Raw genomic sequence first — 25,486 nt, forward strand, 5'->3', positions numbered from 1 at the left:
CCTGACCGGCGCGCTACGCGGCGCTGCGCAACGCGTCGCGCCGCGCCTGCGCCGCATGACGGCCGGCCTGCCGGCCGAAGAACGTCGAGTCGGCCAGCGACAGCCCCGAGCTGTATCCGGCGCCCCAGCGCGGCAGCCCGCAGGTCGTGCGGCCGGCCGCGTAGAGGCCCGGCACCGGCGCGCGCGCCGCGTCGAGCACCTGCCCGGTCGGCAGCGTGTCGAGCCCGCCGAGCGTGAAGTGCGGGTAGAACGCGTAGTCGATCCGGCAATCGAGCGCGACGAACGGCGGCTCGACCAGCGGCTGCAGCCACTTCTTCGCCTTGTGGAACAGCGGATCGGCGCCTTCGGCCGCATGGCGGTTGTACACGTCGACGGTCGCCGTCAGCGTGCCGGCCGGCATCTGCAGGTCGCGCTCGATTTCTTCCCACGTCTCGCCGGCCGCCGCGATCCCGATCCGCGCGATCGCGGGCGGCTCCTGGTAGGTCGCCTGGTCGACCAGCAGGTAGATGCGATCGCCGGCCTGGTGAAACGCATGATGGCCCGTGCGGCCGTGATAGCCGTCCTCGTTGATGAAACGCTGGCCGCGCGCATTCACGAAGATCCCCTTGATCAGCGATTCGGGCGCGTAGAACGGCAGGCTGACGAAACCCTGGTCCATATGGATCGCCGCGCCGCCCACGCTCTGGCCGAGCAGGATGCCCGAGCCGTCGTCGCCGGGGCTGCCGATCGGCTCGTCCGAGCGCAGGAATTGCGGGGCATGCCGGCGCACCATGTCGCGGTTCATCGCGAAGCCGCCCGCGCACAGGATCACCGCGCCGCGCGCCCGCACGAACACCGTCTCGCCGTACGCACGCAGCACGGCGCCGCACACCGTGCCGCCGTCGTCTACGATCAGCGCGAGCGCGCGCGTGTCGTAGCGCGTCGCGACGCCGAGCGCCGCCACGCGTTCGGCCAGCACGCGCATCAGCATCTGCCCGCCGCCCCAGCCCGGCCATTGCGGCGTATGGCCGCGCGGACACGGCTTCGCGGCCTCGCTGAACGGCCAGGCCTCCTCGCTGCCGGACCAGATCAGGCAGTCGTCGGTTTCCGGCTCGACGATCCGCTCGGCGATGAACGTGTTCTTGTAGGTCAACCCCAGCGCGACGAGCCAGTCGTGGTGCGCGAGGCTCTCGTTCGCGTAGAGGCGCACCTTCGCCTCGTCGGCGTCGCAGCCGCCCGCGAGCATCAGGTAGCGGTACAGATCCTCGGTGTCGTCGGTGAAGCCGGCCTGCCGCTGCGCAGGCGTGCCGCCGCCGCCGCCGAGGTAGATCTCGCCGCCCGACAGCGCGCTCGTGCCGCCGTAGCTCGATGCGCGCTCGACGATCAGCGTGTCGGCGCCGGCGCTCGCGGCTTCTATCGCGGCGCACGCGCCGGCCGCGCCGAAGCCGACGATCACGACATCGTGTTCGGCGTCCCAGCGATGTACGTCGCGAAGGTTCAGGGGGCGAGTCAGGGAATGGTCGGATGACATGAGGATGGGTCAGCGTGAAGGGAATCTGCGGAAAGCGGTGGTCGTGGCAGCGGCTTGCCGGGCACGCGGCAGTGCGAACGCCTGGCGTGTACGGTGTGCTGCCCGAGGGAAATCAAACGATGTGAAGCCGAACCGGCGACTCGATCGGGCGCCGCACGCAACGTGCGACACCCGGAACTCGGCGACTGCGGCCCATGCGCGTCGCAGCGCGGCGCACCGCCGCTGGCGTCACATGCCGCGCAACGCGGCGAAACCGAAGTGCGACGGATCGATCGGCACGCACGCGGTCGGCAAGCCGTTCGGATCGACCGAGCGGCATTGCAGGATGCCGGCCGCGTACGGCGGCGACGGGACCGCGTCGGCACCGTATCGCGCCATCGCCATCGCAGCGAACATGCCCATCGCCAGTACGCACAGCTTGCGAGTCGTCAGTCTCATGATCGTCGTCCCCTCCGGTTGGCCGCTGGTGCGGTTCGTGTCCGGCGCGCATCGCTTGCGGCACCGGATGACTGCACGGTAGCCAGCGCCCGGCCGGCGGCCATCGTCCGTTTCGACTAGGGACAAACGCTGAAAGGAAGTCGCGCGCGATGCGGCGTCGCAGCATCGTCGGCGGTGAATCCGCGTGCGACCAGCAAACGCGCCGCATCGAGCGCCTTTACCGGCCTGCCGTGCGAATCGTCAGACGCATGCCGCGCATCGGACGCTGCGTCGCAGCAGCGCCGCCACGTCGCGTTGCGCTCGCCTGCCGGACCCGGTGTTTTCCCCGACCTTCGCCCTGCTCCGTATGGACGATGAGTATCGATCGGTCCGATGCGAACCTGCGCATCGACGTCGCACGCACTCGCGACGCGACCCGGCATCACGTGCACGACCAGTCCGTCACGCTCGTCGGTGGCGAAGCCGATGCCGAGACCCAGGGCGTCGCGTGCCACGTGTACATGCGCGGCGACGTGCAGCGCGCGGTCGACGAAGTCGTCGCGCATTGCCGCGCGCAATAGGCGACGCGGATGCGAAAACGTCCCGCCGCCGGCAAGCGCTGCCGGCGACGGGACGTCAAGGGCGATGCGTCGATACGGATCGTCAGGCGCCGATGCGCTGCGCGATCTTCGTCATGGTTTCGGTCAGCTCGGCAGGCAGCCGCAGCTTCAGCGTATCGAACAGTTCCGCATGCAGCTTCAGCTCCTCGCGCCATTCGTCGGCGTTCATCGACGTCACCGCATCGAACTGGTCGCGCGTGAAATCGAGGCCGTCCCAGTGCAGGTCTTCGTATGCCGGCGACACGCCGAACGCATGCTCGCCGCCGCTGCCGGTGCCTTCGAGACGATCGAGCATCCATTTCAGCACGCGCATGTTCTCGCCGAAGCCCGGCCACACGAACTTGCCGTTCGCGTCCTTGCGGAACCAGTTCACGCAGTAGATCTTCGGCAACGTCGCGCCCGTGGCTTCGAGCTGCTTGCCGAGTTTGAGCCAGTGCGCGAAATAATCGCTGACGTTGTAGCCGCAGAACGGCAGCATCGCGAACGGATCGCGGCGCACGATGCCCTGCTGGCCGACTGCGGCGGCCGTCGTTTCCGAGCCCATCGTCGCGGCCATGTACACGCCTTCGACCCAGTCGCGCGCCTCGGTCACGAGCGGCACCGTCGTCGAGCGGCGGCCACCGAAGATGAACGCGTCGATCGGCACGCCGGCCGGGTTCTCCCAGTCGTCATCGATCGACGGGCACTGCGCGGCCGGTGCCGTGAAGCGCGAATTCGGATGCGCGGCCTTGCGGCCGGTTTCCTTGGCCGTTTCCGGCGTCCACGGGTTGCCCTGCCAGTCCGTCAGCTTCGCGGGCGGCGTGTCGGTCAGCCCTTCCCACCACACGTCGCCGTCTTCCGTCAGCGCGACGTTCGTGAAGATCACGTTTTCCTTCAGCGTGGCGATCGCGTTCGGGTTCGTCTTCACACCGGTGCCCGGCGCGACGCCGAAGAAGCCGGCTTCCGGGTTGATCGCATACAGGCGGCCGTCGCGGCCCGGCTTCAGCCATGCGATGTCGTCGCCGATCGTCGTGACCTTCCAGCCTTTGAAGCCCTGCGGCGGGATCAGCATCGCGAAGTTGGTCTTGCCGCACGCGGACGGGAAGGCGGCCGCGACGTGATACTTCTTGCCGGCCGGCGACGTCACGCCGAGGATCAGCATGTGTTCGGCGAGCCAGCCCTGGTCGCGGCCCATCGTCGACGCGATGCGCAGTGCGAAGCACTTCTTGCCGAGCAGCGCGTTGCCGCCATAGCCCGAGCCGAAGCTCCAGATCTCGCGCGTCTCGGGAAAATGCACGATGTACTTGACCGGGTTGCACGGCCACGGCACATCCTGCTGGCCCGCTTCGAGCGGATGGCCGACGCTGTGCACGCACGGCACGAATTCGCCGTCCTCGCCGAGTACGTCGTACACGTCGCGGCCCATGCGCGTCATGATCCGCATGTTCACCGCGACGTACGGGCTGTCGGACAGTTCGACGCCCACGTGTGCGATCGGCGAGCCGAGCGGGCCCATCGAGAACGGCACGACGTACAGCGTGCGGCCGCGCATCGAGCCGCGGAACAGCCCGTTGAGCGTCTCGCGCATTTCGGCCGGCTCGATCCAGTTGTTGGTCGGGCCGACGTCGTCGCGCGAAGCCGCGCAGATGAACGTGCGATCCTCGACGCGCGCGACGTCCGACGGATCGGATTGCGCGAGATACGAGTTCGGGCGCTTCGCCGAGTTCAGGCGCTTGAGCGTGCCCTGGTCGACCATCGCCTGGCACAGCGCATCGTTTTCTTCCTGCGAACCGTCACACCATACGACGTGCTCGGGCTCCGTGAGTGCCGCGATGCGCGACACCCAGTCGATCAGCTTGCGATGTTTGACGAAAGCCGGCGGAGCGATCAGCGGGCCGTGTGTTGCTTCGGCCATGGTGTTTTGCGACATGGGGATGTCTCCAGATTATTGGACGGGGATGGGGATGCGGGGCGAGCCCGCGAGATGGGGATTGCGATTGGAGCGCAGGAGGAGGCAGCGCGCAGGACGAGACGCGCGAGCGGAACGCGCGTCGATGCCGCGATGCGTGCGAGAGAAGGTGAAGTCTCGTTAGAGGGTGCGAACGCGAGTTTCGCCATGCAAGCAATCTGCCATACAACTCCATTCCGGCCAGCATACCATCGCCGTTATTGGACAAGCATTGCGTTGCAACAAGAAACAACTGTGACGGCGAACCGGCACGCGCGTTGCAGGCAGGTCTTTTTTGCAGCCGTCGTCGCGTTCGCTTTGGGGACGAAACGGCCGGGACGTCCGTCCGCTTTGGGTTTCGCGGGAGCGGCAATTTCAGTGTGCCGCGCCCGCGCGAAGCTAACGCGAATGCGCACCGGGCGAATTCGCGTTTTCGCTATTCAGGCAAACCCCGAATTAGGTTGCGCACACAAACATCGTGATCGAATGCCCGGTACGCGCCCCTGCTCAAAACGGCGCGCCGGGCAATCCGGGGTAATACGCGCCCGCCGCCATCCCGCCGTCGACGGCCAGTTCGGCACCGTTGCAATACGACGCTTCGTCGCTCGCGAGGAACAGCGTCGCGCGCGCGATTTCTTCGGGCAAGCCGACGCGCTGCTGCGGCACGTTCGCATAGTGCCGGTTGATTTCCTCGAGCGGCGCGCCGGTCGGGTTCGACATCGCGGTATTCACGCCGCCTGGATGGATCGAATTCACGCGCACGCCCTGGTGGCCGAGTTCGAGCGCCGCGACCTTGGTCAGCCCGCGCACGCCCCACTTGCTCGACACGTATGCGGCCAGCGCGTTCACGCCACGCAGCCCGTCCACCGACGAGATGTTGACGATCGACCCGCTCTTCTGCGCGATCATGCGCGGCGCGATCGTACGGATGCCGACGAACGTGCCGACCAGGTTGATCGACACCGCGCGTTCGAAATCGCGCTTCGACAGCTCGGTGATGCCGCCGAACGTCAGCACGGCCGCGTTGTTGACGAGCACGTCGATGCGGCCGAACTGCTCGACGGTCGCTTCCGTCACACGTACCCAGCTGGCTTCGTCGGCCACGTCGAGCCGCATGAAGCGCGCCGCATCGCCCAGTTCGCGCGCGAGCGCTGCGCCTTCCGCATCGAGCACGTCGCCGATCACGACGCGCGCGCCCTCCTCGACGAACAGCCTGCACGTCGCCGCGCCCATGCCGCGCGCGCCGCCCGTGACGATCGCTACCTTTCCTGCCAGTCGACCCATGTCGTCCTCGCTTCGATTCCGGTTTGCCGGCAACCGCGCGCATGCAGGCGCGCAATTGCCGAATTCATGATTGATTGCCACCGGCCGTATGCCGTCAGCCCCAGTACGCCTGCCCGCCGTCGAGCGGCAGCGTCGCGCCCGTCAGGTACGCAGCGTCGCGGCTCGCGAGAAACACGATCGCGCGCCCGATGTCCTGCTCGCAGTCGCCAACGCGGCCGAGCTGAATCGTGCGAAAGAACGCAGCGGCTTCCTGCGGATTCGCGTCGACCCAGCCCTTCAGGCCCGGCGACAACGCGTGCGGCGCGACCGCGTTCACGCGGATGCCGTCCACGCCCCATTCGCATGCGGCCGCACGCGTCAGCGCGCGAATCGCTTCCTTCGTCGCCGCATACGCGCCGTACCCGGACGCATCCCAGCGCACCGCGGCCGACGACGCGAAGTTGACGATCACGCCGTCACCCTTCAGATGCGGATGACATGCGCGCATCATCCGCAGCGTCGCGATCGGCCCCGATTCGAGCCCCGCCATAAAATCCGCGTCGGTCACGTCGAGCAGGCGGCCGAGCGGCACGACCTGCGCGTTGTTGATCAGGATCTGCACGCCGCCGAACCGCTCGACGACGGCATCGACGCACTGCGCAATCTGCGCGGCGTCCATCACGTCGCACACGAACGGCTCGGCCACGCCGCCGCGCGCGCGAATGGCGTCGCACGTGACAAGCAGCTTGTCGCGTGTACGGCCGACCACCGCGACGTGCGCGCCTTCGGCCGCCAGCGCATGTGCGACGCCCTGGCCGACGCCCTGCCCCGCGCCCGTCACGAGCGCGACCTTGCCCTTCAGGAGGTCCATGCGCGCTCCCTAAGCGACGATCGCCGGATGGGCCTGCACTGGCCCGCCGAGCAGCTCGCGATACGACGGCGGCTGCTTGCCGTCGAGATCGGCAATCCCGTACTGCAGCGCGGCTTCCGCACCGACGAGCACCTGCCCCGACAGCGCCATGCGTTGCGGATCGCCGTGGATCGCGTGAATCACGCGGCCCGTGAATTCCGGGCTTTCGGCGACGAGCGAGAATTCCTTGTAGAGATCCGGATGTGCTTCCCACACGCGCGTCGTGCGCTCGGTGCGCAGCGGGCCCATCCAGATCGACACGGCCGCGACGTCGAACGGCTTCAGGTCGACGGCCATGTCCTTCGCGAACTTGTCGACGCCGGATTTCTGCGCGCCGTACGCCGCGCCATGCATGTAGCAGCTCGCGCCGAACGACGACGTGAACGCGATCAGCCCGCTGCGGCGCTTCGCCATCAGCGGCGCCGCATGCCAGCTCGCGACATACGCCGAGCGCAGCCCGACGTCGAGGATGTTCACGAGGTCGAGCGACTTCTCCCAGAACGGGCCCGGCAGGATCAACTGGTCGTGCAGGCAGGTCGCGTTGTTGACGAGGATGTCGAGCCGCCCGCCGTCGCGCTCGACGCGCTCGAACAGCGCCTTCACCTGCGCATCGTCCGCGTGGTCGCAGGCCACCGCGATCCCGCGGCCGCCGAGCGCGTCGATCTCGCGTGCGGTCTCGTGGATCGTGCCGGGCAGCGGTGCATCGCCTTCGCGCTGCGAGCGGCCCGTCACGTAGACGGTCATGCCGGCCGCACCGAGCGCGCGCGCGATGCCCTTGCCCGCGCCGCGCGATGCGCCCGTCACGACGGCGACCGGCGCATCGTGGTTCCGTGTCATGTTCGATGTCTCCTGTGGAATGTTCGCCACGACCGTGGCAATCGCGTGCGTCAGGCGGCCGGCGGCTGCGCGCCGGCGAACAGCACGCCGGGTGCATCGCCTTCGTAGCGGGCCGACAGCGTCGACGTGACGACGCAGCGCGTGGCCGCGATCTTCCATTCGCCGTCGATCTTCCGGTACGCGTCGTCGTAATACGCGCCGAGCTGCGTGAGCGTGCGCGCGTTCGTATCGATCATCTGGTAGTGCAGGCCCCACGTGCCGCGCGCATGCATGTCGTCCAGCACGGCGATGTCGGGATTCACGCCGTGATGCATCTCGACGATGTGCGGATGACAGCCGAGCTGCTCGAACACGTCGACGAGCGCGTCGCGCGTGGAGAATGTGCCGATCCGCCCGTAGTCGATCTGCACGGGGCCGGCGACGAAGCAGTCGCGCATCCCTTGCGGATCCTTGCGATCGCAGCACGTGAAGTAGCGCGCCTTCAGCCGGCGGATCGCATCGACGTCCTCGAGCCGGCGCACGCGAGTTTCCAGCGATTCGATGAGGGTCATTCCGTCTCCTTGTTCGGTGCCGGCGCGGTTCGAAGGCCGCGTCGACGCCACGTTACCGCCGCGCGATGCGTCGGCCATCACCCGTTCGGATTAGCGGCCTGTTCACGCATGAGGGTTTCGTCCGAACAGACGATGTGATGCAGGCGGCTTCGTTCCTACCATCGAACGACACCACCACGAGACACGGCGATGGACGACACGACCCGCACGCTCCACGAGTACGAGCAGATCCGGCAGTTGAAGTATCGGTATTTCCGCGCGGTCGATACGCACGACTGGGCGCTGCTCGCGGCGTGCCTGACCGAGGATTGCGAGGCGCGGCTGTATGGCGGCCGCTATGTGTACGACGGCCGCGACGCGTTCGTGTCGAGCCTGCGCGACCTGATCGGCAAGCCGACCTTCCTGACGATGCATCACGGCCATCACCCGGAACTCACGCTGGTGTCCGCCGATCATGCGTGCGGCGTGTGGTTTCTCGAGGATCACGCGATCAATCTCGAGGACAACTACCTGCTGCACGGTACCGCGTTCTACGACGACCAGTACGTGAAGCGCGACGGCGTGTGGCGCATTCACGCGACGCGTCACGAACGGCTGTTCGAAACCGTCACGTCGCCCATCCCGCCGTCGTGCACGCTGACCGCGAACCGGTTCGCACCCGGCGCGCATCAGGCGGCCGGAGCGGCCGACACCGCTTCCTGAACCGCGGCGGCAGCGCCGCCGATCCCGTCATTCCCTCTGGAGCCGGAGCAATGGAGAAAGTCATTTACGTGTTGTGGCGCGATACGCAGGCTGCGCCCGACCAATGGAACCGCACGGTGCGCGCGCAGCTCGCCGACACGCTGCTGTCGCTCGGTGTGCACGGCGTGCAGGTGAACGTCGTCGATGAAGATGTCGCGCCGGCCGCCGCCCTGAAGCAAACCAGCACGCACCCGGGCATCGACGGCATCGTCGCGGTGTGGATGGACAGCGCGAACGCGATGTTCCGCCAGCCGTTCGACGACGCGGTGCGCGCGGCAGTCCCGCACATGGCCGCGTATCTCGTCACCGAGTCGCAGCCGATTCCGAACACGCGCTTCCCCGCGCGGCCCGGCGAGCGCACGGCCGGCTTCTCGCAGCTCGCGTTCCTGAAGCGGCCGCCGCGTCTCACGCACGAAGCGTGGCTCGACGTGTGGCACGGTCATCACACGCGCGTCGCGATCGATACGCAGGACAATTTCCTGTACGTGCAGAACGTCGTCGTGCGCGCGCTCACGCATGCGGCGCCCGGCTACGACGCGATCGTCGAGGAATGCTTCCCGGCCGCGGCCATGACCGATCCGCACGCGTTCTTCGATGCGGTCGGCGACGAGGAAAAGTTCCAGCGCAACGTGGCCGAAATGATGGACAGCTGCGGACGCTTCATCGATTTCGACAAGATCGACGTGGTGCCGACGAGCCAGTACGTCGTGAAGGCCGTGCGCGGATGACGCGCCAGAATCGGGCGGATAAAAAAACGCCAGCCCCGAGGGGCTGGCGTTGTGCTTCGGGTCGGACGATGATCAGAACTGGTTCATCGTGTTGTCCTTGCCCGCTGCCTTCAGCGCTGCTTCGCCGCTGAAGTATTCCTTGTGGTCGTCGCCGATGTCCGAGCCCGACATGTTCTGGTGCTTCACGCAGGCGATGCCCTGGCGGATTTCCTTGCGCTGCACGCCCGCCACGTAGCCCAGCATGCCCTGGTCGCCGAAGTATTCCTTGGCCAGGTTGTCGGTCGACAGCGCAGCCGTGTGGTACGTCGGCAGCGTGATCAGGTGATGGAAGATGCCGGCTTCACGCGATGCATCGGCCTGGAACGTACGGATCTTCTCGTCGGCGAGCTTGGCCAGTTCGGTCTCGTCGTACTCGACGCTCATCAGCTGCGCACGGTCGTAGGCCGACACGTCCTTGCCTTCCGCCTTCATCGCGTCGTATGCCTGCTGACGGAAGTTCAGCGTCCAGTTGAACGACGGGCTGTTGTTGTACACCAGCTTCGCGTTCGGGATCACCTTGCGGATCTCGCTGACCATGCCGCCGATCTGCGCGATATGCGGTTTTTCGGTTTCGATCCACAGCAGGTCGGCGCCGTTCTGCAGCGACGTGATGCAATCGAGCACGCAACGCGCTTCGCCCGTGCCGGCGCGGAACTGGAACAGGTTGCTCGGCAGGCGCTTCGGACGCAGCAGCTTGCCGTCGCGCTTGATGACGACGTCACCGTTGCCCAACTGGTCGGCCGACAGCTCTTCGCAGTCGAGGAACGCATTGTATTGGTCGCCCAGGTCGCCCGGCGTGGCCGTCACGGCGATCTGCTTGGTCAGGCCGGCGCCCAGCGAGTCGGTACGGGCAACGATGATGCCGTCGTCCACGCCCAGTTCCAGGAACGCGTAGCGGATCGCGCGGATCTTCGCGAGGAAGTCCTCGTGCGGCACCGTGACCTTGCCGTCCTGGTGGCCGCACTGCTTCTCGTCCGACACCTGGTTTTCAATCTGGATGCAGCACGCGCCCGCTTCGATGAACTGCTTGGCCAGCAGGTACGTCGCTTCCGCGTTGCCGAAGCCCGCGTCGATGTCGGCGATGATCGGCACGACGTGCGTCACGTGGTTGTCGATCTTTTCCTGGATCGCTGCCTTGGCCGTCGCGTCCTTCGCCGCGTCCAGCTCGCGGAACAGGCCGCCCAGTTCACGGGCGTCGGCCTGGCGCAGGAACGTGTACAGCTCGCGGATCAGCGCGCTGACCGACGTCTTTTCGTGCATCGACTGGTCCGGCAGCGGGCCGAACTCCGAGCGCAGCGCGGCGACCATCCAGCCCGACAGGTACAGGTAGCGGCGTTCGGTGCTGTTGAAGTGCTTCTTGATGGAGATCATCTTCTGCTGGCCGATGAAACCGTGCCAGCAACCCAGCGACTGCGTGTACTTGGCCGGATCGGCGTCGTACGCGGCCATGTCGGCACGCATGATCTTCGCGGTGTACTTCGCGATGTCAAGGCCGGTCTTGAACTTGTTCTGGGCACGCATGCGAGCGGCGTACTCGGGGCTGATGGCATTCCACGCGGTGCCGTGGTTTTCCTTCAAGCCAGCCACTGCCTTGATGTCGTCTTGGTACTGGGACATGTCGATCTCCTGGGAACGAAGCGCATTTGAGTAAAGGGTTCAGCGTGCCCGCCCCGTGTGACGAAGCGAACTGCATGGACTCAATATTAATCCTGTCGAGCCCGCCGTCGATCAACTCTTATATAAGACATAAGATATAAATTCCTCTTGTTTTTCAATGAGATAGCCAATCGATTTTGCGATGCAAAACAACTTTTCAAGCGGCGGAAAGACGACGCGGCAGGAATTTCCCGCGAGTTTCGCAATGTGAAAAGCCCTTTCGCAGTTGGAGAAAAGCCGGGCGCGACAGCCTCTGCTTTTGCCACATCACATGACAAAACGTCTATACTTGGACAATTCATCGATAGCGAGCAGCACGCCCGCTTCCCGTGCACTGCGTGCGCCCCCTCCTGGCCGGAGCGACATGAACGACTCTCCCGTTTTCGACACGCTTTGCCATCTGCTGAATACGTCCGGTGCGCGATTCCGCGTGCTCGAACATCCGGCGGAAGGCAAATCCGACGTGATCGCCGCGATCCGCGGCACACGCCCCGAACAAGGGGCGAAGGCGATGCTCTGCACGTTCAAGGACGGTGGCGACACCACCGCGCTCGCCGTGATCCCCGGCCACCTGAAGATCGATTTCCGCAAGGTTGCCGATGCCGTGGGCCGCCGCAAGGCGACGCTCGCATCGCCCGACGTCGCGGCCGCCGTCACGCGCTGCGTGATGGGCGCCGTGCCGCCGTTCGTGTTCGACGCGAACGTGACGCTCGTCGTCGATCCCGCACTGGTCGAACGCAACGCCGAGATCGCATTCAACGCGGGCCGCCTCGACCGCTCGGTCGTGCTCGACTCGGCCGACTACGTGCGGATCGCGCAGCCGTTGCTGGCCGACATCACGCGGCCGGAAACGACCGACGCGCCGTCCCCGCAGGAAAGCGCATGACCACGCACCGCACCCCGCCGCCGTCCGAGCAGGCGTCGCTGATCGAACAGGTGCAGCGCATCGCCGAAGGGCTCGGCGAGATGTTCGCGCCGTTCACCGAAGTCGTCGTGCACGACCTGCGCACGCCGGAACACGCGATCCTCGCGATCCACAACAACCTGTCCGGGCGCGCGGTCGGCGATCCGGCGACCGAACTCGGCCTCGCCCGCATCGCCGACGACGATTTCCCGCAGGTGCTCGCGAACTACCCGAACCGCTTCGCCGACGGCCGCACCGCGAAAAGCACGTCGATCGGCATCAAGGATTCGACCGGGCGCTACGTCGCCGCGCTGTGCCTGAACGCCGACGTTACGTTGTTCCGCGGCTTCCAGGGCATGCTGAACCAGTTCTGCCGCACCGACGGCGAGGCCATCGTCGAGACGCTCGACCCGGCCGGCGCCGACGCGATCCGGCAGCGCATCGACGCGTTCGCGACGCGCCTCGCGACGACGCCGCGCGAGTTGAAGACCGACCAGCGCCGCGAGTTGCTGCAAACACTCAAGGCCGACGGCTTCCTCGAGGTGCGCCGCGCGATGGAAATCGTGTCGCAGCATCTCGGCGTCTCGCGCGCGACCGTCTACAACGATGCGAAGTAGAAGCCATACGCGCGCGGCTTCTTCCCAGTTGACTGATCTTTCCGACTCACGACCCACCATGAACGCTCCGACTCTCCCCACGTACGACGACGTCGCCGCCGCCGCGGCCCGGCTCGAAGGCCATGCGCACCGCACGCCGGTGCTGACGTCGAGAACGGTCGACGAGGCACTCGGCGCGCAGGTGTTCTTCAAGTGCGAGAACCTGCAGCGCATGGGCGCATTCAAGTTCCGCGGCGCGTTCAACGCGCTGTCGCGTTTCAACGCCGAACAGCGCCGCCACGGCGTCGTCGCGTTCTCGTCCGGCAACCATGCACAGGCGATCGCGTTGTCGGCACGCATCCTCGGCATTCCGGCGACGATCGTGATGCCGCAGGACGCACCGGCCGCGAAGATGGCCGCGACACGCGGCTACGGCGGCAACGTCGTGACCTACGACCGCTACACCGAGGACCGCGAGCAGATCGGCCGCGATCTCGCGGAGCAGCACGGGCTCACGCTGATCCCGCCCTACGACCACGCGGACGTGATCGCCGGCCAGGGCACGGCGGCCAAGGAACTGTTCGACGAAGTCGGCCCGCTCGACGCGGTGTTCGCGCCGCTCGGCGGCGGCGGCCTGCTGTCGGGCACCGCGCTCGCCACGCGCGCGCTGTCGCCGCACGCGAAGCTGTACGGCGTCGAGCCCGAAGCCGGTAACGACGGCCAGCAATCGTTCCGGTCCGGCGCGATCGTCCGGATCGACACGCCGCGTACGATCGCCGACGGCGCGCAGACGCAGTACCTCGGCAACCTGACGTTCCCGATCATTCGCCGCGATGTCGACGACATCCTGACCGCGACCGACGCGGAACTGGTCGACTGCATGCGCTTCTTCGCCACGCGTATGAAGATTGTCGTCGAGCCGACCGGCTGCCTGTCGTTCGCCGCCGTGCGGCGGATGAAGGACGCGCTGCAGGGCAAGCGCGTCGGCGTCGTGATCAGCGGCGGCAACGTCGATCTCGAGAACTTCTGCGCGCTGGTATCGACGCCGGCCTGACGCGCGCGGCGTACATGAATATCCTGTAATCCGTGCGTCATTGCGCCTTCACGTCGCGTTAAGTTCCGCGCCCTAGACTGATTACGTTGTCCCGCAGTCAGTCGTGAAGGAGCCACCATGAACACGCACGCGATCGTCGCCGCCGCCCTGGCGGCCGCCTCCCTTTCGGCGTTCGCTCAACCGGGCGCGACGTCCTCCGGTTTCCCCGCCGCATCGCCGCACGACGCCGTCGCGCAGGCGATGCGCCGCTCGCCCGGCGCGCTGCCGCACGCCGGCTTCGTGCTCGCGAAGATCGATCAGAACAATTCGCCGCCCGATCGCGGCGGCGACCCGGGCGGCCGCTCGCACGCCGGCACGCACATGTAACGGCGCGCGCCGGGCACTGCTGCCGCGCCCGGTCCCGCCGGCATTCAGAACGACGGCAGCGACGGATCGCGCGCAGCAAGAATGTCGCCGGTACGCCGCTGCAGCGCGCCGTCGATCGTCTCCGGTTGCGGAATCAGCCAGTAGCGCCCTGCGCGGATGCCGTCGAACACCCGTTCGGCAAACGCGTCGGGCGTGAGCCCGTGTGCGTTCAGCATCGCGCGCATCGTGTCGACGAAACCGCGCACCTCGGGCCGGTCGTGCGCGGCGCCGAACGGATCGTTGAAGATGCCCGACTGCACGGGCCCCGGCGCGAGCAGCGATACGCCGACCGGCGCGCCGAGCATCTTCAGTTCTCCATATAGCGACTCGGTCAGTGCGACCACCGCGAACTTCGTCGCAGAATACGGCGACATCAGCGGGCTCGGCAGGAAGCCGCCGACCGATGCGGTGTTCACGACCCGCGCCGGCATATTGCGCTCGAGCATCCGCGGCACGAAGCTGCGGACTCCGTTCAGCACGCCGTGCACGTTGATCGCGAAGCTGCGCTCGAAGCGTTCCGGCGTGATTTCCCAGCTGAAGCCCGTCGCCATCACGCCCGCGTTGTTGAACAGCAGGTCGACGCCGCCGAAACGCCGCCACGCGGCTTCGGCCAGCGCGTCGACGGCTTCCGGCCGGCTGACGTCGGTCGGCACGCACAGCACGTCGGTATCGAGCGTCGCGGCGAACGCATCGAGCTTCGCCGGATCGAGATCGGCCAGCACGACGCGCATGCCGAGCGCGGCCGCATGGCGTGCCAGCCCGCTGCCGATGCCGCTGGCCGCGCCGGTGATCACGGCGGTGCCGCCGTCGAAGCGAATCGAATTCGTCATGTCAGTCAGAGTCCTGTGGGGTCGAGGAGAGAATGCGCGTATGCGGGAATCACCGGCGGCGGCAGCGGCGTGCGGCCGTCGAGCGAGCGCGCCGCGCGTGGCTGCGCGAGCGGGAAATGCAGGCTGTGCGTGACGAGGCCCGTGCGCTCGCGCGCCGGCAGGCTGCACAGCGCGAACGTGCACTTGCCGGCCAGGATCGGGGCTGGGGTGTCGGTCATGATGTCTCCAGTCGTTTCGATGCGTGTTGTTCGGCCCGCGATATCCGCAACATGCGGCACGAGCCTGGTTTTCGCCTCGCCCGTTTGAACGAGATCGAGTGCGCGGGCCGCCTGTTCGAGCGGAAAACTGGCGACGCGCGGCTTCGTCGGCGAGGCGGCGTTCCGGCGCGCGTTCGCGCGCGCCCCATTCATCAGACGATAAACACGGCATCGACGCATGACGGAAAGGATTCGGAAAGCGATGGCCGGGTAATGACGTTTTTTCGCATCCCCGCACGGCGCGGCAATTGACGCGCCCGAGCGCACGCCATTACCCTTGCGCGCTGATGGTTCCCAGGGATGGGATCAAAAGGGAACGCAGGAGGGGCAATGCCTCGAATCTGCGGCTGCCCCCGCAACTGTGAGCGGCGAATCCGTGCCTCTGCATGCCACTGGGAAACCGGGAAGGCCTGCACGGATGACGACCCGCGAGCCAGGAGACCTGCCATCGACCCGAGGTCCAGCAGCCGCACCGGGCGGGGTGTCCCGATGCGCCAGGCGCCGCCGTTGGCGGTCGCCCGTTGCATGGACGTCCCGACCTCAGGATCCGTCAGATGTCCTTCGTTCCCGAATCCGCTTCCGTGCCGGAAGCGTCGCACCGACACGCCGTCGCTGTGCGCAACCTGCCCGCCGTCCGCTCACGATCGCCGTACGCGCAACACGCTTTCTCCCGCTGTCTCATGAACATTCGCTACCTGCTCGCCACGTCCGCCGCCACCGCGCTGCTTGCTCCGATCGCCCATGCCGCCGGCGACACCGCGCTCCCCCAATCCGCCCAGCCAGCGGAAAGCGCCGACCTGCCGACGATCAGCGTGACCGACACGCGTCGCCTGCCCGAATCGTTCGACGGACGCTATGCGTCGACCCAGGTCCTCACGCGAACCGATCTCGACCGGCTGTCGCCGAGCGACCCGAGCATCACGCAGGCACTCGCGACGCTGCCCGGCGTGACCGTGTCGCAAACCGGCGGCCCCGGCTCGTCCGCATCGGTCAGCATCCGGGGCTCGTCGGCGAGCCAGGTCGCCGTGTTCATCGACGGCATCCGGATCGGCTCGCCGACCACCGGCATCGCGCCGTGGGCCGACCTGCCGACGGATGCGTTCGAACGGGTCGAGGTGATTTCGGGGCCGGCCGCCGCGTCGTTCGGCGCCAACGCGATGGGCGGTGTCGTGCAGCTGTTCACGCGCCGCTCGTCGAACCAGCCGAACCAGACCATCGTGTCGTTCGGCGGCGGGTCGAACAAGACCTTCGACACGCAGCTGCGCACGTCGGGTACGGTGCCGTCGACCGGCCCGCTCGCCGCGCTCGGCGGGCTCACCTACTCGCTCGGCCTGCACGCGTACAACACGGCCGGCATCGATTCGACGCGGCCCGTCCTGCCGTATCACGAGGACGGCCGCAATCCGTATCACGCGCAGGATCTCGATGCGCGCCTCGGCTACGCGCGCGACAACTGGTCGATCTCGACGTTCGCGCTCTATCACCGCTCCGACCTGTCCTTCGACAACAGCGGCTATGCGAACCGCGAGCTCGATCACCAGCTGACGACCGGGCTCGCGTTCCATCTCGACATCACGCCCGACACGCAGTTCGACCAGTCGTTCGGTTATGCGAACGATCGCCAGTTCCTCTATGCGAGCGATCCGGCCATCCCGACCGGCCAGATCGATTCGCAGCGCATCAGCACGTCGACGTCGCTGACCCATCAGGCGCGCGGATTCCACCTGTTCGGCCTGCCGCTGTCGGGCGAGAGCAAGCTCGCGTACGATTTCACGCGCGAACAGGCGTTCCTGCCGGTCGATGCACCCGGCGGCATTCCGACGCGCAACGACTCCGCGTTCTCGCTGCACCAGTCGGCCACGCTCGGCAGCGTGACGCTGTTCCTCGCGGGGCGTCGCGAGATCATCGCCGGACAAGGCGTGAACACCGGCAATGCCGCGCTGTCGTGGGCGATCACGCCGGTCTACACGGCTCGCGTGTCGTACGGCAATGCCTTCCGCCTGCCGAGTTTCAACGACCTGTACTACCCCGGCTACGGCAATCCGAACCTCAGCCCGGAACGCAGCACGTCGGTCGAGGCCGCGCTCGACGCGAACACGTCGTACGGCACGTTTTCCGCGGCGATCTACGACACGCGCGTCAGCAACCTGATCGCCTACAACCCGGCGACGTATTCGCCGATGAACATCGGCCGCGCGCATATCCGCGGAATCGACCTGTCGTACAAGGGGACGATCGGCCGCTACACGCCGGTGAGCGTCGCGATCGGCATACTGAATCCGCAGGACGAGACCCATGACAGCTGGCTGAACCGCCGGCCGCGCCAGACGGTCAGCCTGAACGTGGACCACACGTGGGACGAACTGCACCTGCACGCGCTCAGCACGGGGGCGGCGCTGAACTACGGCGGTACGACGTTCGACGATCCGGTCAACGCGACGTACCTGCCGTCGTACCTGACCGTGAACCTGCGCGCGTCGTACCGGATCAATTCGCACCTGACGGTGTCGGCCACGCTGTCGAACCTGTTCGACCGGCAATTCATGACCGCGTACGGCTACAACACGCTCGGGCGGACTGCGTTCGGGAAGGTCAGTTATACGTTCTGACGGGCCAGCGCCTTGGCGCCAGCGTTGGGGTACTAGACAAGGCCGCGCACGCCCGCGGCCAGCTGGATCACGCCGAATGCCGCGATGACGGCGGCCGACACGCGCGACAACCGGTGCATGAACGCGAACGACATCCTCGTGCGCAGCGCGGCCGTCGCGCCGCTCAGGCACAGCCACCAGGTTGCCGAACCGACGAACACGCCGGCGACCATCCATTCGACCGCCGGCTGCATCGCCCCTTCGTGTGAACCCGACAGCGGGCCGAGGGCCGCGAAAATCCCGACGAACGACAGGATCGTCATCGGGTTCGACAACGTCAGGCCGAACGTCGTCAGGAAGTCGCGCAGGATGGTCGTGCGCGGCAGGTCGCGCTGCGGCGCCGACGCGGCCGGCGGCTGGCGCGCGATGGACCACGCAAGCCACACGAGGAACGCGCCGCCGGCGATCTTGAGGGCGACGGTCAGCATCGGGAATGCGGTGACGATGCCCGCGATACCCAGCGCGCCGAGCAGGCCGTAGATCGCATCGGCGCACGCGGCACCGATGCCCGTCGCGAACCCTGCCTGAAAACCGCGGCTCAGGCTGCGCTGAATGCACAGCATGCCGATCGGGCCGACCGGCACCGCGATCGACAGCCCCATCACGACGGACTTGATGAACAGCATCGCCTGCTCCTTGCGACATGCAACGAATTGAACAGGCATCGTAGGGAAAATCCGGTCACCGCTGAATGCAGTTTTTAAGGAAAAATGGAGACTCCACCTTAAAAAATACCGCCGCGATGGATGATCTGGACTGGAAGGTACTGGCGCTGTTGCAGGCCAACGCCCGCATCAGCTATACGGAACTCGCGCGCCAGGTTCACCTGTCGGTGCCGGCGGTGACGGAGCGCGTGAAGCGCCTCGAGGCGTCCGGCGTCATCGAGGGCTATACGGCCCGGATCAATCCGGCCGCGGCCGGCTACCCGGTGAGCGCGCTGATCGGCATCACGGTGCCGCAGCCGGCCAAGGCCAAATTCCTCAAGCTGCTGGAAGCGATTCCCGAAGTCGTCGAGTGCCGACACGTGACGGGCGCGGATTCGTACGTGATGCGGTTCGTCGCGACCAGCATGACCCATCTCGAACAGTTGATCGAGCGTATCAACCTGTACGGCGAAACGCGCACGTCGATCGTGATGTCGACGCCCGTGCCGGTGCGCGGGCTGGCGCGACCGCCGTCGAAGCTCGACGGCAATCGCGGCTGACGCGCTGATCGCCGCTGTCGGCCCGGCCACGCCGCGAAAGTCGTGAGCGGCGGCGACCGGCCGATCTCAAGCCAGCGGCCGGCCATCCCCCTTTTCCAAGATGACCGACGCGCTCCGGCTACTTGCCGGCGACTCCGCCCGTCACACCGCCGAGCAGGCCACCCACCAGCGACGTGACGGGCGCGAGCGGATTGCCCGTGCCGCCCGACGCCGCACCGCCGCCCGTACCGGCCCCGGGGCCGTTTATCACCATTGCCGGCATGCCGCCGGCGACGCTGATCACCAGACCGGGAATCGGCGCGCCGCCGTTCGCGCCTTTCGGACTCACAAGGCCGCCCGCATTGGTCACCGTGTTGCCGACCGCTGACACGACCTGGCCGACGGCGCCGACGATCGGCTGCGACGACGCCGACGCCACCTTGCCGCCCGTCGAGGTGATCGCCGCGCCGACCTGTCCGAGCAGGCCGGCAACCGGCTGTCCGAGGCCCGTTGCCGTGCCGACCTGCTGCGTGAGCTGGCCGGTGGTGGTGACGAGCGGCGTGATCGCGGTGCTGATCGCCTGCGTCGCTTGTTGCACCGGGCCCGACGACAGCGTCGAACCGAGTGTCGCGCCGGCGCCCTGGAGACCGCCGGCCACCGTATCGAGCAGGCCGCCGATGGGCGCCGTGATCGGCGCCAGCGGTGCGAGCGGCCCGGTGCCGAGCGCCGTCGCGGTCTGGCTCAGGCCCGTGACCGGGCTGCTCGCCGAGCCGACGAGCGAGCCGAGGCCGGCAACGGTCGTGCCGACCGGATTCGATGCGATGCCGATCCGGCCGATCCCGTTGCTCACCGCATTGGCGGTATCGCGAATGATCGTGCCGGCGCCGTTGACCGTGTTGCCGAGTCCGGCCGTCACGTCCTTGCCGACGGGAGGCGTCACGCCGTCGATCGTCGTGCCCGCGGCCATGACGACGCCGCCGACGGAGCTGATGATGCCGTTCGTGCCCGGCGTGCCGCTGGTCCCGAAGCCGCTGGTGTTGCCGCTGCTCGAACCGCTGCTGCTCGAACCGCTGCTGCTCGTGCCGCTGCTGCTCGTGCCGCTGCTGCTTGTGCCGCTGCTACCGCTCGTGCCGCTGCTGCCGCTCGTGCCGCTGCTGCCGCTCGTGCCGCTGCTGCCGCTCGTGCCACTGGCCCCGCTCGTGCTCGCCCCGATGTTGTTGCCCGACAGCGTCGGCGCCGTGATGTCCCCGCCGCCGCATGCCGCCAGCGCACACGCCGCAGCAACGGCGGCGAGCGCGACATTCGCGTTGATGAAATGTTTGTGCATGGAAGTCCCCGTCTGCTATTCAACTCCGGGCTTCCGGCAAGCATCTACCGTGCCATCGCGATCAGAACCGCTGATGGTCCCGCAATCTCAGCGGCCCCCCCGTCCCGACGCCCGTGGCACGCACCACGCACGGCGCCGTCGCCCGATCTTTCGGCGCACGCGCACCTTACGTTCCGATAACACATGCGTAACACGAATCCGGTGTTACGTAGCACTACACGTCAAACGACCGCGCGCTGCGTCGCCGCCTCCTTCGAGCGCCCCCAAACGATGCTATCGTCGATACCTGCCCGAAAGCCTGCAATCCGTGCCGCCGGCGCCCCGATCCCCGGACCAGAAAGACGATGAACAACCCGCGAGCCATCCTGAGCGCCGCCGATATCGCGGCGATGGAACCCGAGCATTCCGTCCATCCGCTGAACGCGAATGCCGTCCGCCTGAAGCGGTCACTGGGTGACGCCACCGGGCTGACGCAACTGGGCTTCCATCTGATGACGTTGATGCCGGGTCACGAATCGACCGAATATCACCGGCACCTGTACGGCGAGGAATGCGTCTACGTGCTGTCCGGATTCGGCGAGGCAACCATCGGCGGCCAGACCTGTCCGGTCGGCCCGGGAGACTTCATGGGATTCCCGCGCGGCGGCCCCGCGCACACGTTGCTCAATACCGGCGACCTGCCGCTCGTCTATATCGTCGCCGGCGATCGGCCGGAGCACGACGTGTGCGACTACCCGAAACTCGGCAAGCGGCTGTACAAGGCGGGCGCCAACAAGGTGTTCGTCGATCACGACGAATAGCGTCACCCGTCACGGCCGCTTGACGAGCTTCACGATCGTGAGCGTGCCATTGACGCGTTCAACCCGAACCCGGACCTTGTCGCCCGCATGCAGCGACGGGATCATCGCCACGTCGCCGACCTTGAACGCCATCGTCATCGGCGGCATCCCGACGTTGTCGAGCGCACCGTGCTTCAGCGTCACCCGCCCGCGCCCGGCATCGACCGCCCTGACCTCGGCATCGGTCAACTTCGCATCCGGCGCCGACATCGTCGTGTCGCCCATTTGCATGCCGGACATGTCGCCGCCCGCGAACACCGGCATCGCGACGACAGCCATCGCGCACCAAGCGGCGACGGCATGAAACCAGGTTTTCATCGAAAGTCTCCCGACGGGCCCCGCAAGTTTCCGCTACCGGGCGGCGGCGCCCGTCACACGATCAACGTCGCACCGGCCCACGCGATCAGCACGATGCCCAGCGCGCGGCTGATGCGTTCGCCGCCGGGCAGGACTTTTTCCGCGAACACGAGGAGCGACAACGCGGCAATCCACACGACGTTCATCACGCCGCCGACGAACAGCAGCGCCATCAATAGCCAGCAGCAGCCCACGCAGTACGCGCCGTGACGCGCGCCGAGCAGGAAACTGCCAGCGATACCCGGACGCCAGTGCGCAACCAGGAACGCCGCCGGCGCACGGCATTGCCGCAGGCACGCGCGCTTCAGCGGCGAGAACTGATAGAGCCCGGCGAGCGCCAGGACGACAGCGGAAAGGACCGCGCTCTTCGACCACAGCATCATCGAGGAGATCAATCCGGCCGGCTGCAGCATCGCCTGCAGCAGCGCCGCGCCGATCGAGAACGCGAGCCAGGCCGTCAGGTAGCCGGCCAGCAGCGACACCGACGTGAACGCCGAGCCGGACGGGCCGCCGCGATGCCGCAGCACGCGCCGGTACAGCATCACGAGCGGCGCCGCGCCGGGCGTCATCATCGCGATCATCATGACCCACCACATCGCGATCACGGTCGGCAGCGATGGATCCATGCTGCCCGTGTCGTCCGCGAGACGGTGCGGAAAGAGCGCGAACGTCGTCATGTCCAGTGCCGACATGCCGGTCCCCGCGCCGGTCCACAGGTAGAACCAGCACACGCCGGCGAGCGCGGCCATCGCGAGCAGCGTGATGACGCGCTCGCGGCCGAGCCAGGTGTCGAACGGGGTCATGCCGCGACGCGATGCCGGATCAATCCGTGGTTGTTCATGTGCAGCCGCGCGAACTGCGCATAGGTGCCGTCGAGATTCAACACGATGTTGCCTTGCGAGCGCCCCGAGCCCGAGCCGATTTCCGCCACCTCGTATTCGAAACCGTGCGGCAGGTCGATCCGCGCGCGATGCTCGGCGCCCGTCACCGGGTTGCGGATCGGTTCGCCGGTTGCGTCGAACACGCCGTCGACGTGAATCCGGCCGCGCCGCGCATCGACATCGACGTCGAAATCGATCGTCGTGAAGATCGGATCGAACGCGTGCTCGAGCGTCGACGCGTACACCGAGAACATCGTCGCGAATGGATCGGTATCCTGACCGGTCATGATCTTCAGCACGGCATCGCGCTGCTCGGGGCTGGCACGTTCGTCGACGATCGGCTGGCACTTGCCCCGGCCTTCGTGAACGGCACCCGGCCACTGGAACACGACCGCGATCCTCACACCATCGAGCACCACGTCGCCGTAGTGGCCGCTGTCGATCGATATCGCCCCCATCGCTTCGCAATTGCCGTTGGTCGGCAACGCATTGAACTGGCACGGGCAACCGTATGAGCAATTGCAGCTGATCATTTCGGTACCCTGAATCTCCCACGGCGTCATGGCTCCACCTCGCGCTCGGTGACATGCAAACGCTTCGAATCTAGTGCACGCAATGGGGAAATCAAAGCAGGAATGGCGGTGTGAAAACCCTGCGTACCGGCTGCGCACGACGCGTGTCGGCACGCGCCCGCAACGCGGCTCCGGCCACCGTCTCGCCGCCCCGATCTCAAACGAACAACGACGCGACGATCGCGCACCACACCGCACTCGCACCGCACAAAAACACGCGCCGCGCGACGAACATCCGCGACTCGTCGTCGGGCGTTTTCATCGGCGACGTCGCGAGAAACGGCACGCTGGCGAGGCACGCGAAGCCCGCGAGCGCGGGCACGATCACGACGTAGTCGCCGAACCGCCAGGGCAGCGGTTCGTGCAGCCCCCAGTAGCCGAGAGAAACAGCATGCCCAGCGAAAACATCGTCGCGGCCGCCGAACTGAGCGCGACCACCGATCCGGTCGGAAATTGCATGGGAGCCTCCCCTCGCGCCGTATGCGCGCTACAACGCATCCCGGCCGGAACCACCGTGATCTCGCCCGCGGGCAGCAAGTTTGTGCGTGGTTTTCCGGCTCGCTTGAATCCGCAACGGAATCGCCATCGAGCGGCGAATACGCGTTGTCACGGATTGACAGGATTGACGCGAACGCCGGCTGCTTCGGGATCGTTCAGGGGAAATCGTGCGCCACGCCTCTAGCCCGGCTTCTTCCCCGACTGCGCGAACGTCATCCATCCGACCACCGCGGTGGCGATCCAGCAACACGTGAGCAGCAGGTCGAGATTCATCCAGCCCTCGAAATTCGCGCTGTTTTCGAAACTGCAGCGCTGACGGCCCCTGACCCACATGCAGCCGCTGATCAGTTGGTCGATGTGCATGTAGATGCTGTATGCCGCAACGGCCGAGGCGATGACGGCGACCCGCAGGCTCATGCTCTTTTTCATTGGTGCTGGACGCGTGTGGTGAACTCCTGCCGATCTTAAGCCAAGGGCGATGTGTCACGCAATTGATCGGGTATCGTCCCGATTGACCGGCACGCGCGAAAGATGTGCGCCCCGCTCACTCGTCGATCGGCCTGATCGTCCTCAGGCAGTCCGCCGCCAGTTGTTGATAGATCCGCGTGCCGCTCGCCTTCGCTTCGATCTCCGCGTCGCTCAGCCGCCGCACGACGCGCCCCGGCACCCCCGCGAGCAGCACGCCGCCCGGCACGTCGTAACCGGCCTTCACGAACGCGCACGCGGCGACGATCGTCGTCGCCCCGATCGTCGCGCCGTCCATCACGACCGCGTTCATCCCGATCATCGTGTCGGGTTCGAGCGTCGCGCCATGCACGATCGCGCCGTGGCCGACGTGGCTGTTCACGCCGAGCCGGCATGTCTCGCCGATCCCGACATGCAGCACGCAGCCGTCCTGCACGTTGCTGCCGTCCTCCACGACGATCGCACCGAAGTCGCCGCGCAGGCTCGCATGCGGACCGATGTAGCAGCGCGCACCGATCGTCACGTCGCCGATCACGACCGCGGTCGGGTCGACATACGCGGACGGGTCGACGCGCGGCCGCATCCCGTTGAATTCGAACAGCGGCATCGTCAAAGCGCCGCGACGACTTCCGGCACGAGCGCGAACAGGTCACCGACCACGCCGTAGTCGGCCACGCTGAAAATCGGTGCCTCCGGATCCTTGTTGATCGCGACGATCATCTTCGAATCCTTCATGCCGGCCAGATGCTGGATCGCGCCCGAAATACCGACTGCGATGTACAACTGCGGTGCGACGATCTTGCCGGTCTGGCCGACCTGGTAGTCGTTCGGCACGTAGCCGGCGTCGACTGCCGCGCGCGATGCGCCGAGTGCTGCCTGCAGCTTGTCGGCCAGCGGCGCCAGCACCTTCGTGTAGTTCTCGCCACTGCCCAGGCCACGGCCACCCGACACGATGATGCTCGCGCTGGTGAGTTCCGGACGGTCGAGCTTCGTCACTTCCCGGCTCACGAATCGCGACTTGCCGGCATCTGCGGCCGCTTCGATCTTGTCGACCGATGCGCTGCCGCCGCCTTCCGCTGCCACCGGATCGAAACCCGTCGCACGCACCGTGATGACCTTGATCGGGTCGCTCGACTGCACCGTCGCGATCGCACTGCCCGCGTAGATCGGGCGCTCGAACGTGTCGGCCGAATCGACCGCCGTGATGTCCGAGATCTGCGCGACGTCCAGCTTCGCGGCGATACGCGGCGCGATGTTCTTGCCGTAGGCCGTGGCCGGTGCAATGACATGCGAGTACGCCTTCGCGACGGTCATCACCGTCGCTTCGACGTTCTCGGCCAGACCGTCTGTCAGGTGCGGCGCATCGGCCAGCAGTACCTTCGATACGCCTGCGATCTTCGCTGCCGCGTCGGCAGCCGCTTGCGCGTCGTGGCCCGCGACCAGAACATGCACGTCGCCGCCGATCTTCGCT

General features: G+C 67.0%; 28 protein-coding genes, 1 pseudogene and 1 riboswitch. Of the genes and pseudogenes, 10 read left to right on the forward strand and 19 right to left on the reverse strand.

Annotation, left to right across the window (positions count from 1 at the left end):
* Positions 1-13: 13 nt before the first annotated feature.
* Both U5798_RS28730 and U5798_RS28735 read right to left on the reverse strand, forming a co-directional pair.
* The gene (locus U5798_RS28730) at positions 14-1,510 is read right to left on the reverse strand and encodes an FAD-dependent oxidoreductase (RefSeq protein ID WP_322083928.1); all 1,497 of its coding nucleotides are present in this window, start codon (positions 1,508-1,510) and stop codon (positions 14-16) included.
* Between the two features lie 228 nt (positions 1,511-1,738).
* The gene (locus U5798_RS28735) at positions 1,739-1,948 is read right to left on the reverse strand and encodes a hypothetical protein (protein WP_322083929.1); all 210 of its coding nucleotides are present in this window, start codon (positions 1,946-1,948) and stop codon (positions 1,739-1,741) included.
* Between the two features lie 353 nt (positions 1,949-2,301).
* Here U5798_RS28735 and U5798_RS28740 point away from each other — a divergent pair, with 353 nt between their 5' ends.
* Positions 2,302-2,508 (forward strand): hypothetical protein, encoded by a 207-nt coding sequence (locus U5798_RS28740; RefSeq protein ID WP_322083930.1) that lies wholly within the window; start codon positions 2,302-2,304, stop codon positions 2,506-2,508.
* Between the two features lie 82 nt (positions 2,509-2,590).
* Here U5798_RS28740 and U5798_RS28745 read toward each other — a convergent pair whose 3' ends face one another.
* From U5798_RS28745 to U5798_RS28765, 5 genes are all read right to left on the reverse strand, one after another.
* Complete coding sequence (locus U5798_RS28745; RefSeq protein WP_322083931.1) at positions 2,591-4,456, reverse strand: phosphoenolpyruvate carboxykinase (GTP); 1,866 nt, start codon at positions 4,454-4,456, stop codon at positions 2,591-2,593.
* 525 nt (positions 4,457-4,981) lie between these two features.
* Positions 4,982-5,758 (reverse strand): glucose 1-dehydrogenase, encoded by a 777-nt coding sequence (locus U5798_RS28750; RefSeq protein WP_322083932.1) that lies wholly within the window; start codon positions 5,756-5,758, stop codon positions 4,982-4,984.
* 94 nt (positions 5,759-5,852) lie between these two features.
* The gene (locus U5798_RS28755) at positions 5,853-6,608 is read right to left on the reverse strand and encodes an SDR family oxidoreductase (RefSeq protein ID WP_322083933.1); all 756 of its coding nucleotides are present in this window, start codon (positions 6,606-6,608) and stop codon (positions 5,853-5,855) included.
* Positions 6,609-6,617: 9 nt separating this feature from the next.
* A complete protein-coding gene (locus U5798_RS28760) occupies positions 6,618-7,484 on the reverse strand; it encodes an SDR family NAD(P)-dependent oxidoreductase (protein WP_124447340.1) in 867 nt (288 codons plus the stop codon).
* 50 nt (positions 7,485-7,534) lie between these two features.
* Positions 7,535-8,035 (reverse strand): nuclear transport factor 2 family protein, encoded by a 501-nt coding sequence (locus U5798_RS28765; protein ID WP_124447338.1) that lies wholly within the window; start codon positions 8,033-8,035, stop codon positions 7,535-7,537.
* Positions 8,036-8,224: 189 nt separating this feature from the next.
* On the opposite strand from U5798_RS28765, the gene U5798_RS28770 reads away from it, so the two are divergent.
* A complete protein-coding gene (locus tag U5798_RS28770) occupies positions 8,225-8,737 on the forward strand; it encodes a nuclear transport factor 2 family protein (RefSeq protein WP_124447336.1) in 513 nt (170 codons plus the stop codon).
* A gap of 50 nt (positions 8,738-8,787) precedes the next feature.
* Positions 8,788-9,504 (forward strand): EthD domain-containing protein, encoded by a 717-nt coding sequence (locus U5798_RS28775; protein WP_124447334.1) that lies wholly within the window; start codon positions 8,788-8,790, stop codon positions 9,502-9,504.
* A gap of 72 nt (positions 9,505-9,576) precedes the next feature.
* Here U5798_RS28775 and U5798_RS28780 read toward each other — a convergent pair whose 3' ends face one another.
* Positions 9,577-11,160: an isocitrate lyase gene (locus U5798_RS28780; protein ID WP_124447331.1), complete on the reverse strand. Its 1,584-nt coding sequence runs from the start codon at positions 11,158-11,160 to the stop codon at positions 9,577-9,579.
* A gap of 403 nt (positions 11,161-11,563) precedes the next feature.
* Between U5798_RS28780 and U5798_RS28785 the strand changes: the two genes are divergently transcribed.
* The 4 genes from U5798_RS28785 to U5798_RS28800 all read left to right on the forward strand — a co-directional run bounded on the left by U5798_RS28785 (position 11,564) and on the right by U5798_RS28800 (position 14,119).
* On the forward strand, positions 11,564-12,085 hold the full coding sequence (locus U5798_RS28785; protein WP_124447329.1) for a YbaK/prolyl-tRNA synthetase associated domain-containing protein: 522 nt from the start codon (positions 11,564-11,566) through the stop codon (positions 12,083-12,085).
* Complete coding sequence (locus U5798_RS28790; RefSeq protein ID WP_124447327.1) at positions 12,082-12,720, forward strand: transcriptional regulator; 639 nt, start codon at positions 12,082-12,084, stop codon at positions 12,718-12,720. The genes U5798_RS28785 and U5798_RS28790 overlap by 4 nt, the downstream gene beginning before the upstream one ends.
* Positions 12,721-12,778: 58 nt before the next feature.
* Positions 12,779-13,753 carry a threo-3-hydroxy-L-aspartate ammonia-lyase gene (locus tag U5798_RS28795; RefSeq protein WP_124447325.1) on the forward strand — a complete coding sequence of 325 codons (975 nt, stop codon included), beginning with the start codon at positions 12,779-12,781 and terminating at the stop codon, positions 13,751-13,753.
* A 117-nt stretch (positions 13,754-13,870) separates the two neighbouring features.
* On the forward strand, positions 13,871-14,119 hold the full coding sequence (locus U5798_RS28800) for a hypothetical protein (RefSeq protein WP_124447323.1): 249 nt from the start codon (positions 13,871-13,873) through the stop codon (positions 14,117-14,119).
* A gap of 44 nt (positions 14,120-14,163) precedes the next feature.
* On the opposite strand, the gene U5798_RS28805 is transcribed toward U5798_RS28800, so the two are convergent.
* Both U5798_RS28805 and U5798_RS28810 read right to left on the reverse strand, forming a co-directional pair.
* Positions 14,164-14,988: an SDR family NAD(P)-dependent oxidoreductase gene (locus U5798_RS28805; RefSeq protein WP_124447321.1), complete on the reverse strand. Its 825-nt coding sequence runs from the start codon at positions 14,986-14,988 to the stop codon at positions 14,164-14,166.
* Positions 14,989-14,993: 5 nt separating this feature from the next.
* Positions 14,994-15,206, reverse strand: a complete 213-nt coding sequence (locus U5798_RS28810) for a hypothetical protein (RefSeq protein WP_409364408.1) — start codon at positions 15,204-15,206, stop codon at positions 14,994-14,996.
* A gap of 310 nt (positions 15,207-15,516) precedes the next feature.
* Positions 15,517-15,710, forward strand: a riboswitch (cobalamin riboswitch).
* Between the two features lie 215 nt (positions 15,711-15,925).
* On the opposite strand from U5798_RS28810, the gene U5798_RS28815 reads away from it, so the two are divergent.
* Positions 15,926-17,854, forward strand: a complete 1,929-nt coding sequence (locus U5798_RS28815) for a TonB-dependent receptor domain-containing protein (protein ID WP_322083934.1) — start codon at positions 15,926-15,928, stop codon at positions 17,852-17,854.
* 32 nt (positions 17,855-17,886) lie between these two features.
* Here U5798_RS28815 and U5798_RS28820 read toward each other — a convergent pair whose 3' ends face one another.
* Positions 17,887-18,519, reverse strand: a complete 633-nt coding sequence (locus tag U5798_RS28820) for a LysE family translocator (protein WP_322083941.1) — start codon at positions 18,517-18,519, stop codon at positions 17,887-17,889.
* Between the two features lie 116 nt (positions 18,520-18,635).
* Between U5798_RS28820 and U5798_RS28825 the strand changes: the two genes are divergently transcribed.
* On the forward strand, positions 18,636-19,097 hold the full coding sequence (locus tag U5798_RS28825) for an Lrp/AsnC family transcriptional regulator (RefSeq protein WP_124447317.1): 462 nt from the start codon (positions 18,636-18,638) through the stop codon (positions 19,095-19,097).
* Positions 19,098-19,215: 118 nt separating this feature from the next.
* Here the strand turns inward: U5798_RS28825 and U5798_RS28830 are convergent, their stop codons facing one another.
* The gene (locus tag U5798_RS28830; RefSeq protein WP_322083935.1) at positions 19,216-20,403 is read right to left on the reverse strand and encodes a collagen-like triple helix repeat-containing protein; all 1,188 of its coding nucleotides are present in this window, start codon (positions 20,401-20,403) and stop codon (positions 19,216-19,218) included.
* Between the two features lie 344 nt (positions 20,404-20,747).
* Here U5798_RS28830 and U5798_RS28835 point away from each other — a divergent pair, with 344 nt between their 5' ends.
* Complete coding sequence (locus U5798_RS28835; protein ID WP_322083936.1) at positions 20,748-21,203, forward strand: cupin domain-containing protein; 456 nt, start codon at positions 20,748-20,750, stop codon at positions 21,201-21,203.
* A gap of 9 nt (positions 21,204-21,212) precedes the next feature.
* Here U5798_RS28835 and U5798_RS28840 read toward each other — a convergent pair whose 3' ends face one another.
* From U5798_RS28840 to U5798_RS28870, 7 genes and pseudogenes are all read right to left on the reverse strand, one after another.
* Positions 21,213-21,560 carry a copper-binding protein gene (locus U5798_RS28840; RefSeq protein ID WP_322083937.1) on the reverse strand — a complete coding sequence of 116 codons (348 nt, stop codon included), beginning with the start codon at positions 21,558-21,560 and terminating at the stop codon, positions 21,213-21,215.
* A gap of 53 nt (positions 21,561-21,613) precedes the next feature.
* Complete coding sequence (locus tag U5798_RS28845; protein ID WP_124447309.1) at positions 21,614-22,402, reverse strand: DUF2182 domain-containing protein; 789 nt, start codon at positions 22,400-22,402, stop codon at positions 21,614-21,616.
* Positions 22,399-23,043 carry a DUF1326 domain-containing protein gene (locus U5798_RS28850; protein ID WP_124447307.1) on the reverse strand — a complete coding sequence of 215 codons (645 nt, stop codon included), beginning with the start codon at positions 23,041-23,043 and terminating at the stop codon, positions 22,399-22,401. Before U5798_RS28850 ends, U5798_RS28845 begins: the two co-directional genes overlap by 4 nt.
* A 166-nt stretch (positions 23,044-23,209) precedes the next feature.
* Positions 23,210-23,511 (reverse strand): annotated as a pseudogene (locus U5798_RS28855) (hypothetical protein).
* 219 nt (positions 23,512-23,730) lie between these two features.
* Positions 23,731-23,979, reverse strand: coding sequence for a hypothetical protein (locus U5798_RS28860; protein WP_124447303.1), 249 nt, complete (start codon positions 23,977-23,979; stop codon positions 23,731-23,733).
* Positions 23,980-24,094: 115 nt separating this feature from the next.
* Positions 24,095-24,622: a transferase hexapeptide repeat family protein gene (locus U5798_RS28865; protein WP_322083938.1), complete on the reverse strand. Its 528-nt coding sequence runs from the start codon at positions 24,620-24,622 to the stop codon at positions 24,095-24,097.
* A gap of 2 nt (positions 24,623-24,624) precedes the next feature.
* The coding region (locus tag U5798_RS28870) for an electron transfer flavoprotein subunit alpha/FixB family protein (RefSeq protein ID WP_322083939.1) at positions 24,625-25,486 on the reverse strand (862 nt) is incomplete at its 5' end.

This window comes from Burkholderia sp. BCC1972, from assembly GCF_905339605.1.
GTDB lineage: Bacteria > Pseudomonadota > Gammaproteobacteria > Burkholderiales > Burkholderiaceae > Burkholderia.

Coding starts and splice junctions, on each gene's coding strand:
- U5798_RS28730 (WP_322083928.1), bottom strand. CDS start 1,510: ATGTCATCCGACCATTCCCTGACTCGCCCCCTGAACCTTCGCGACGTA.
- U5798_RS28735 (WP_322083929.1), bottom strand. CDS start 1,948: ATGAGACTGACGACTCGCAAGCTGTGCGTACTGGCGATGGGCATGTTC.
- U5798_RS28740 (WP_322083930.1), top strand. CDS start 2,302: ATGAGTATCGATCGGTCCGATGCGAACCTGCGCATCGACGTCGCACGC.
- U5798_RS28745 (WP_322083931.1), bottom strand. CDS start 4,456: ATGTCGCAAAACACCATGGCCGAAGCAACACACGGCCCGCTGATCGCT.
- U5798_RS28750 (WP_322083932.1), bottom strand. CDS start 5,758: ATGGGTCGACTGGCAGGAAAGGTAGCGATCGTCACGGGCGGCGCGCGC.
- U5798_RS28755 (WP_322083933.1), bottom strand. CDS start 6,608: ATGGACCTCCTGAAGGGCAAGGTCGCGCTCGTGACGGGCGCGGGGCAG.
- U5798_RS28760 (WP_124447340.1), bottom strand. CDS start 7,484: ATGACACGGAACCACGATGCGCCGGTCGCCGTCGTGACGGGCGCATCG.
- U5798_RS28765 (WP_124447338.1), bottom strand. CDS start 8,035: ATGACCCTCATCGAATCGCTGGAAACTCGCGTGCGCCGGCTCGAGGAC.
- U5798_RS28770 (WP_124447336.1), top strand. CDS start 8,225: ATGGACGACACGACCCGCACGCTCCACGAGTACGAGCAGATCCGGCAG.
- U5798_RS28775 (WP_124447334.1), top strand. CDS start 8,788: ATGGAGAAAGTCATTTACGTGTTGTGGCGCGATACGCAGGCTGCGCCC.
- U5798_RS28780 (WP_124447331.1), bottom strand. CDS start 11,160: ATGTCCCAGTACCAAGACGACATCAAGGCAGTGGCTGGCTTGAAGGAA.
- U5798_RS28785 (WP_124447329.1), top strand. CDS start 11,564: ATGAACGACTCTCCCGTTTTCGACACGCTTTGCCATCTGCTGAATACG.
- U5798_RS28790 (WP_124447327.1), top strand. CDS start 12,082: ATGACCACGCACCGCACCCCGCCGCCGTCCGAGCAGGCGTCGCTGATC.
- U5798_RS28795 (WP_124447325.1), top strand. CDS start 12,779: ATGAACGCTCCGACTCTCCCCACGTACGACGACGTCGCCGCCGCCGCG.
- U5798_RS28800 (WP_124447323.1), top strand. CDS start 13,871: ATGAACACGCACGCGATCGTCGCCGCCGCCCTGGCGGCCGCCTCCCTT.
- U5798_RS28805 (WP_124447321.1), bottom strand. CDS start 14,988: ATGACGAATTCGATTCGCTTCGACGGCGGCACCGCCGTGATCACCGGC.
- U5798_RS28810 (WP_409364408.1), bottom strand. CDS start 15,206: ATGACCGACACCCCAGCCCCGATCCTGGCCGGCAAGTGCACGTTCGCG.
- U5798_RS28815 (WP_322083934.1), top strand. CDS start 15,926: ATGAACATTCGCTACCTGCTCGCCACGTCCGCCGCCACCGCGCTGCTT.
- U5798_RS28820 (WP_322083941.1), bottom strand. CDS start 18,519: ATGCTGTTCATCAAGTCCGTCGTGATGGGGCTGTCGATCGCGGTGCCG.
- U5798_RS28825 (WP_124447317.1), top strand. CDS start 18,636: ATGGATGATCTGGACTGGAAGGTACTGGCGCTGTTGCAGGCCAACGCC.
- U5798_RS28830 (WP_322083935.1), bottom strand. CDS start 20,403: ATGCACAAACATTTCATCAACGCGAATGTCGCGCTCGCCGCCGTTGCT.
- U5798_RS28835 (WP_322083936.1), top strand. CDS start 20,748: ATGAACAACCCGCGAGCCATCCTGAGCGCCGCCGATATCGCGGCGATG.
- U5798_RS28840 (WP_322083937.1), bottom strand. CDS start 21,560: ATGAAAACCTGGTTTCATGCCGTCGCCGCTTGGTGCGCGATGGCTGTC.
- U5798_RS28845 (WP_124447309.1), bottom strand. CDS start 22,402: ATGACCCCGTTCGACACCTGGCTCGGCCGCGAGCGCGTCATCACGCTG.
- U5798_RS28850 (WP_124447307.1), bottom strand. CDS start 23,043: ATGACGCCGTGGGAGATTCAGGGTACCGAAATGATCAGCTGCAATTGC.
- U5798_RS28860 (WP_124447303.1), bottom strand. CDS start 23,979: ATGAAAAAGAGCATGAGCCTGCGGGTCGCCGTCATCGCCTCGGCCGTT.
- U5798_RS28865 (WP_322083938.1), bottom strand. CDS start 24,622: ATGCCGCTGTTCGAATTCAACGGGATGCGGCCGCGCGTCGACCCGTCC.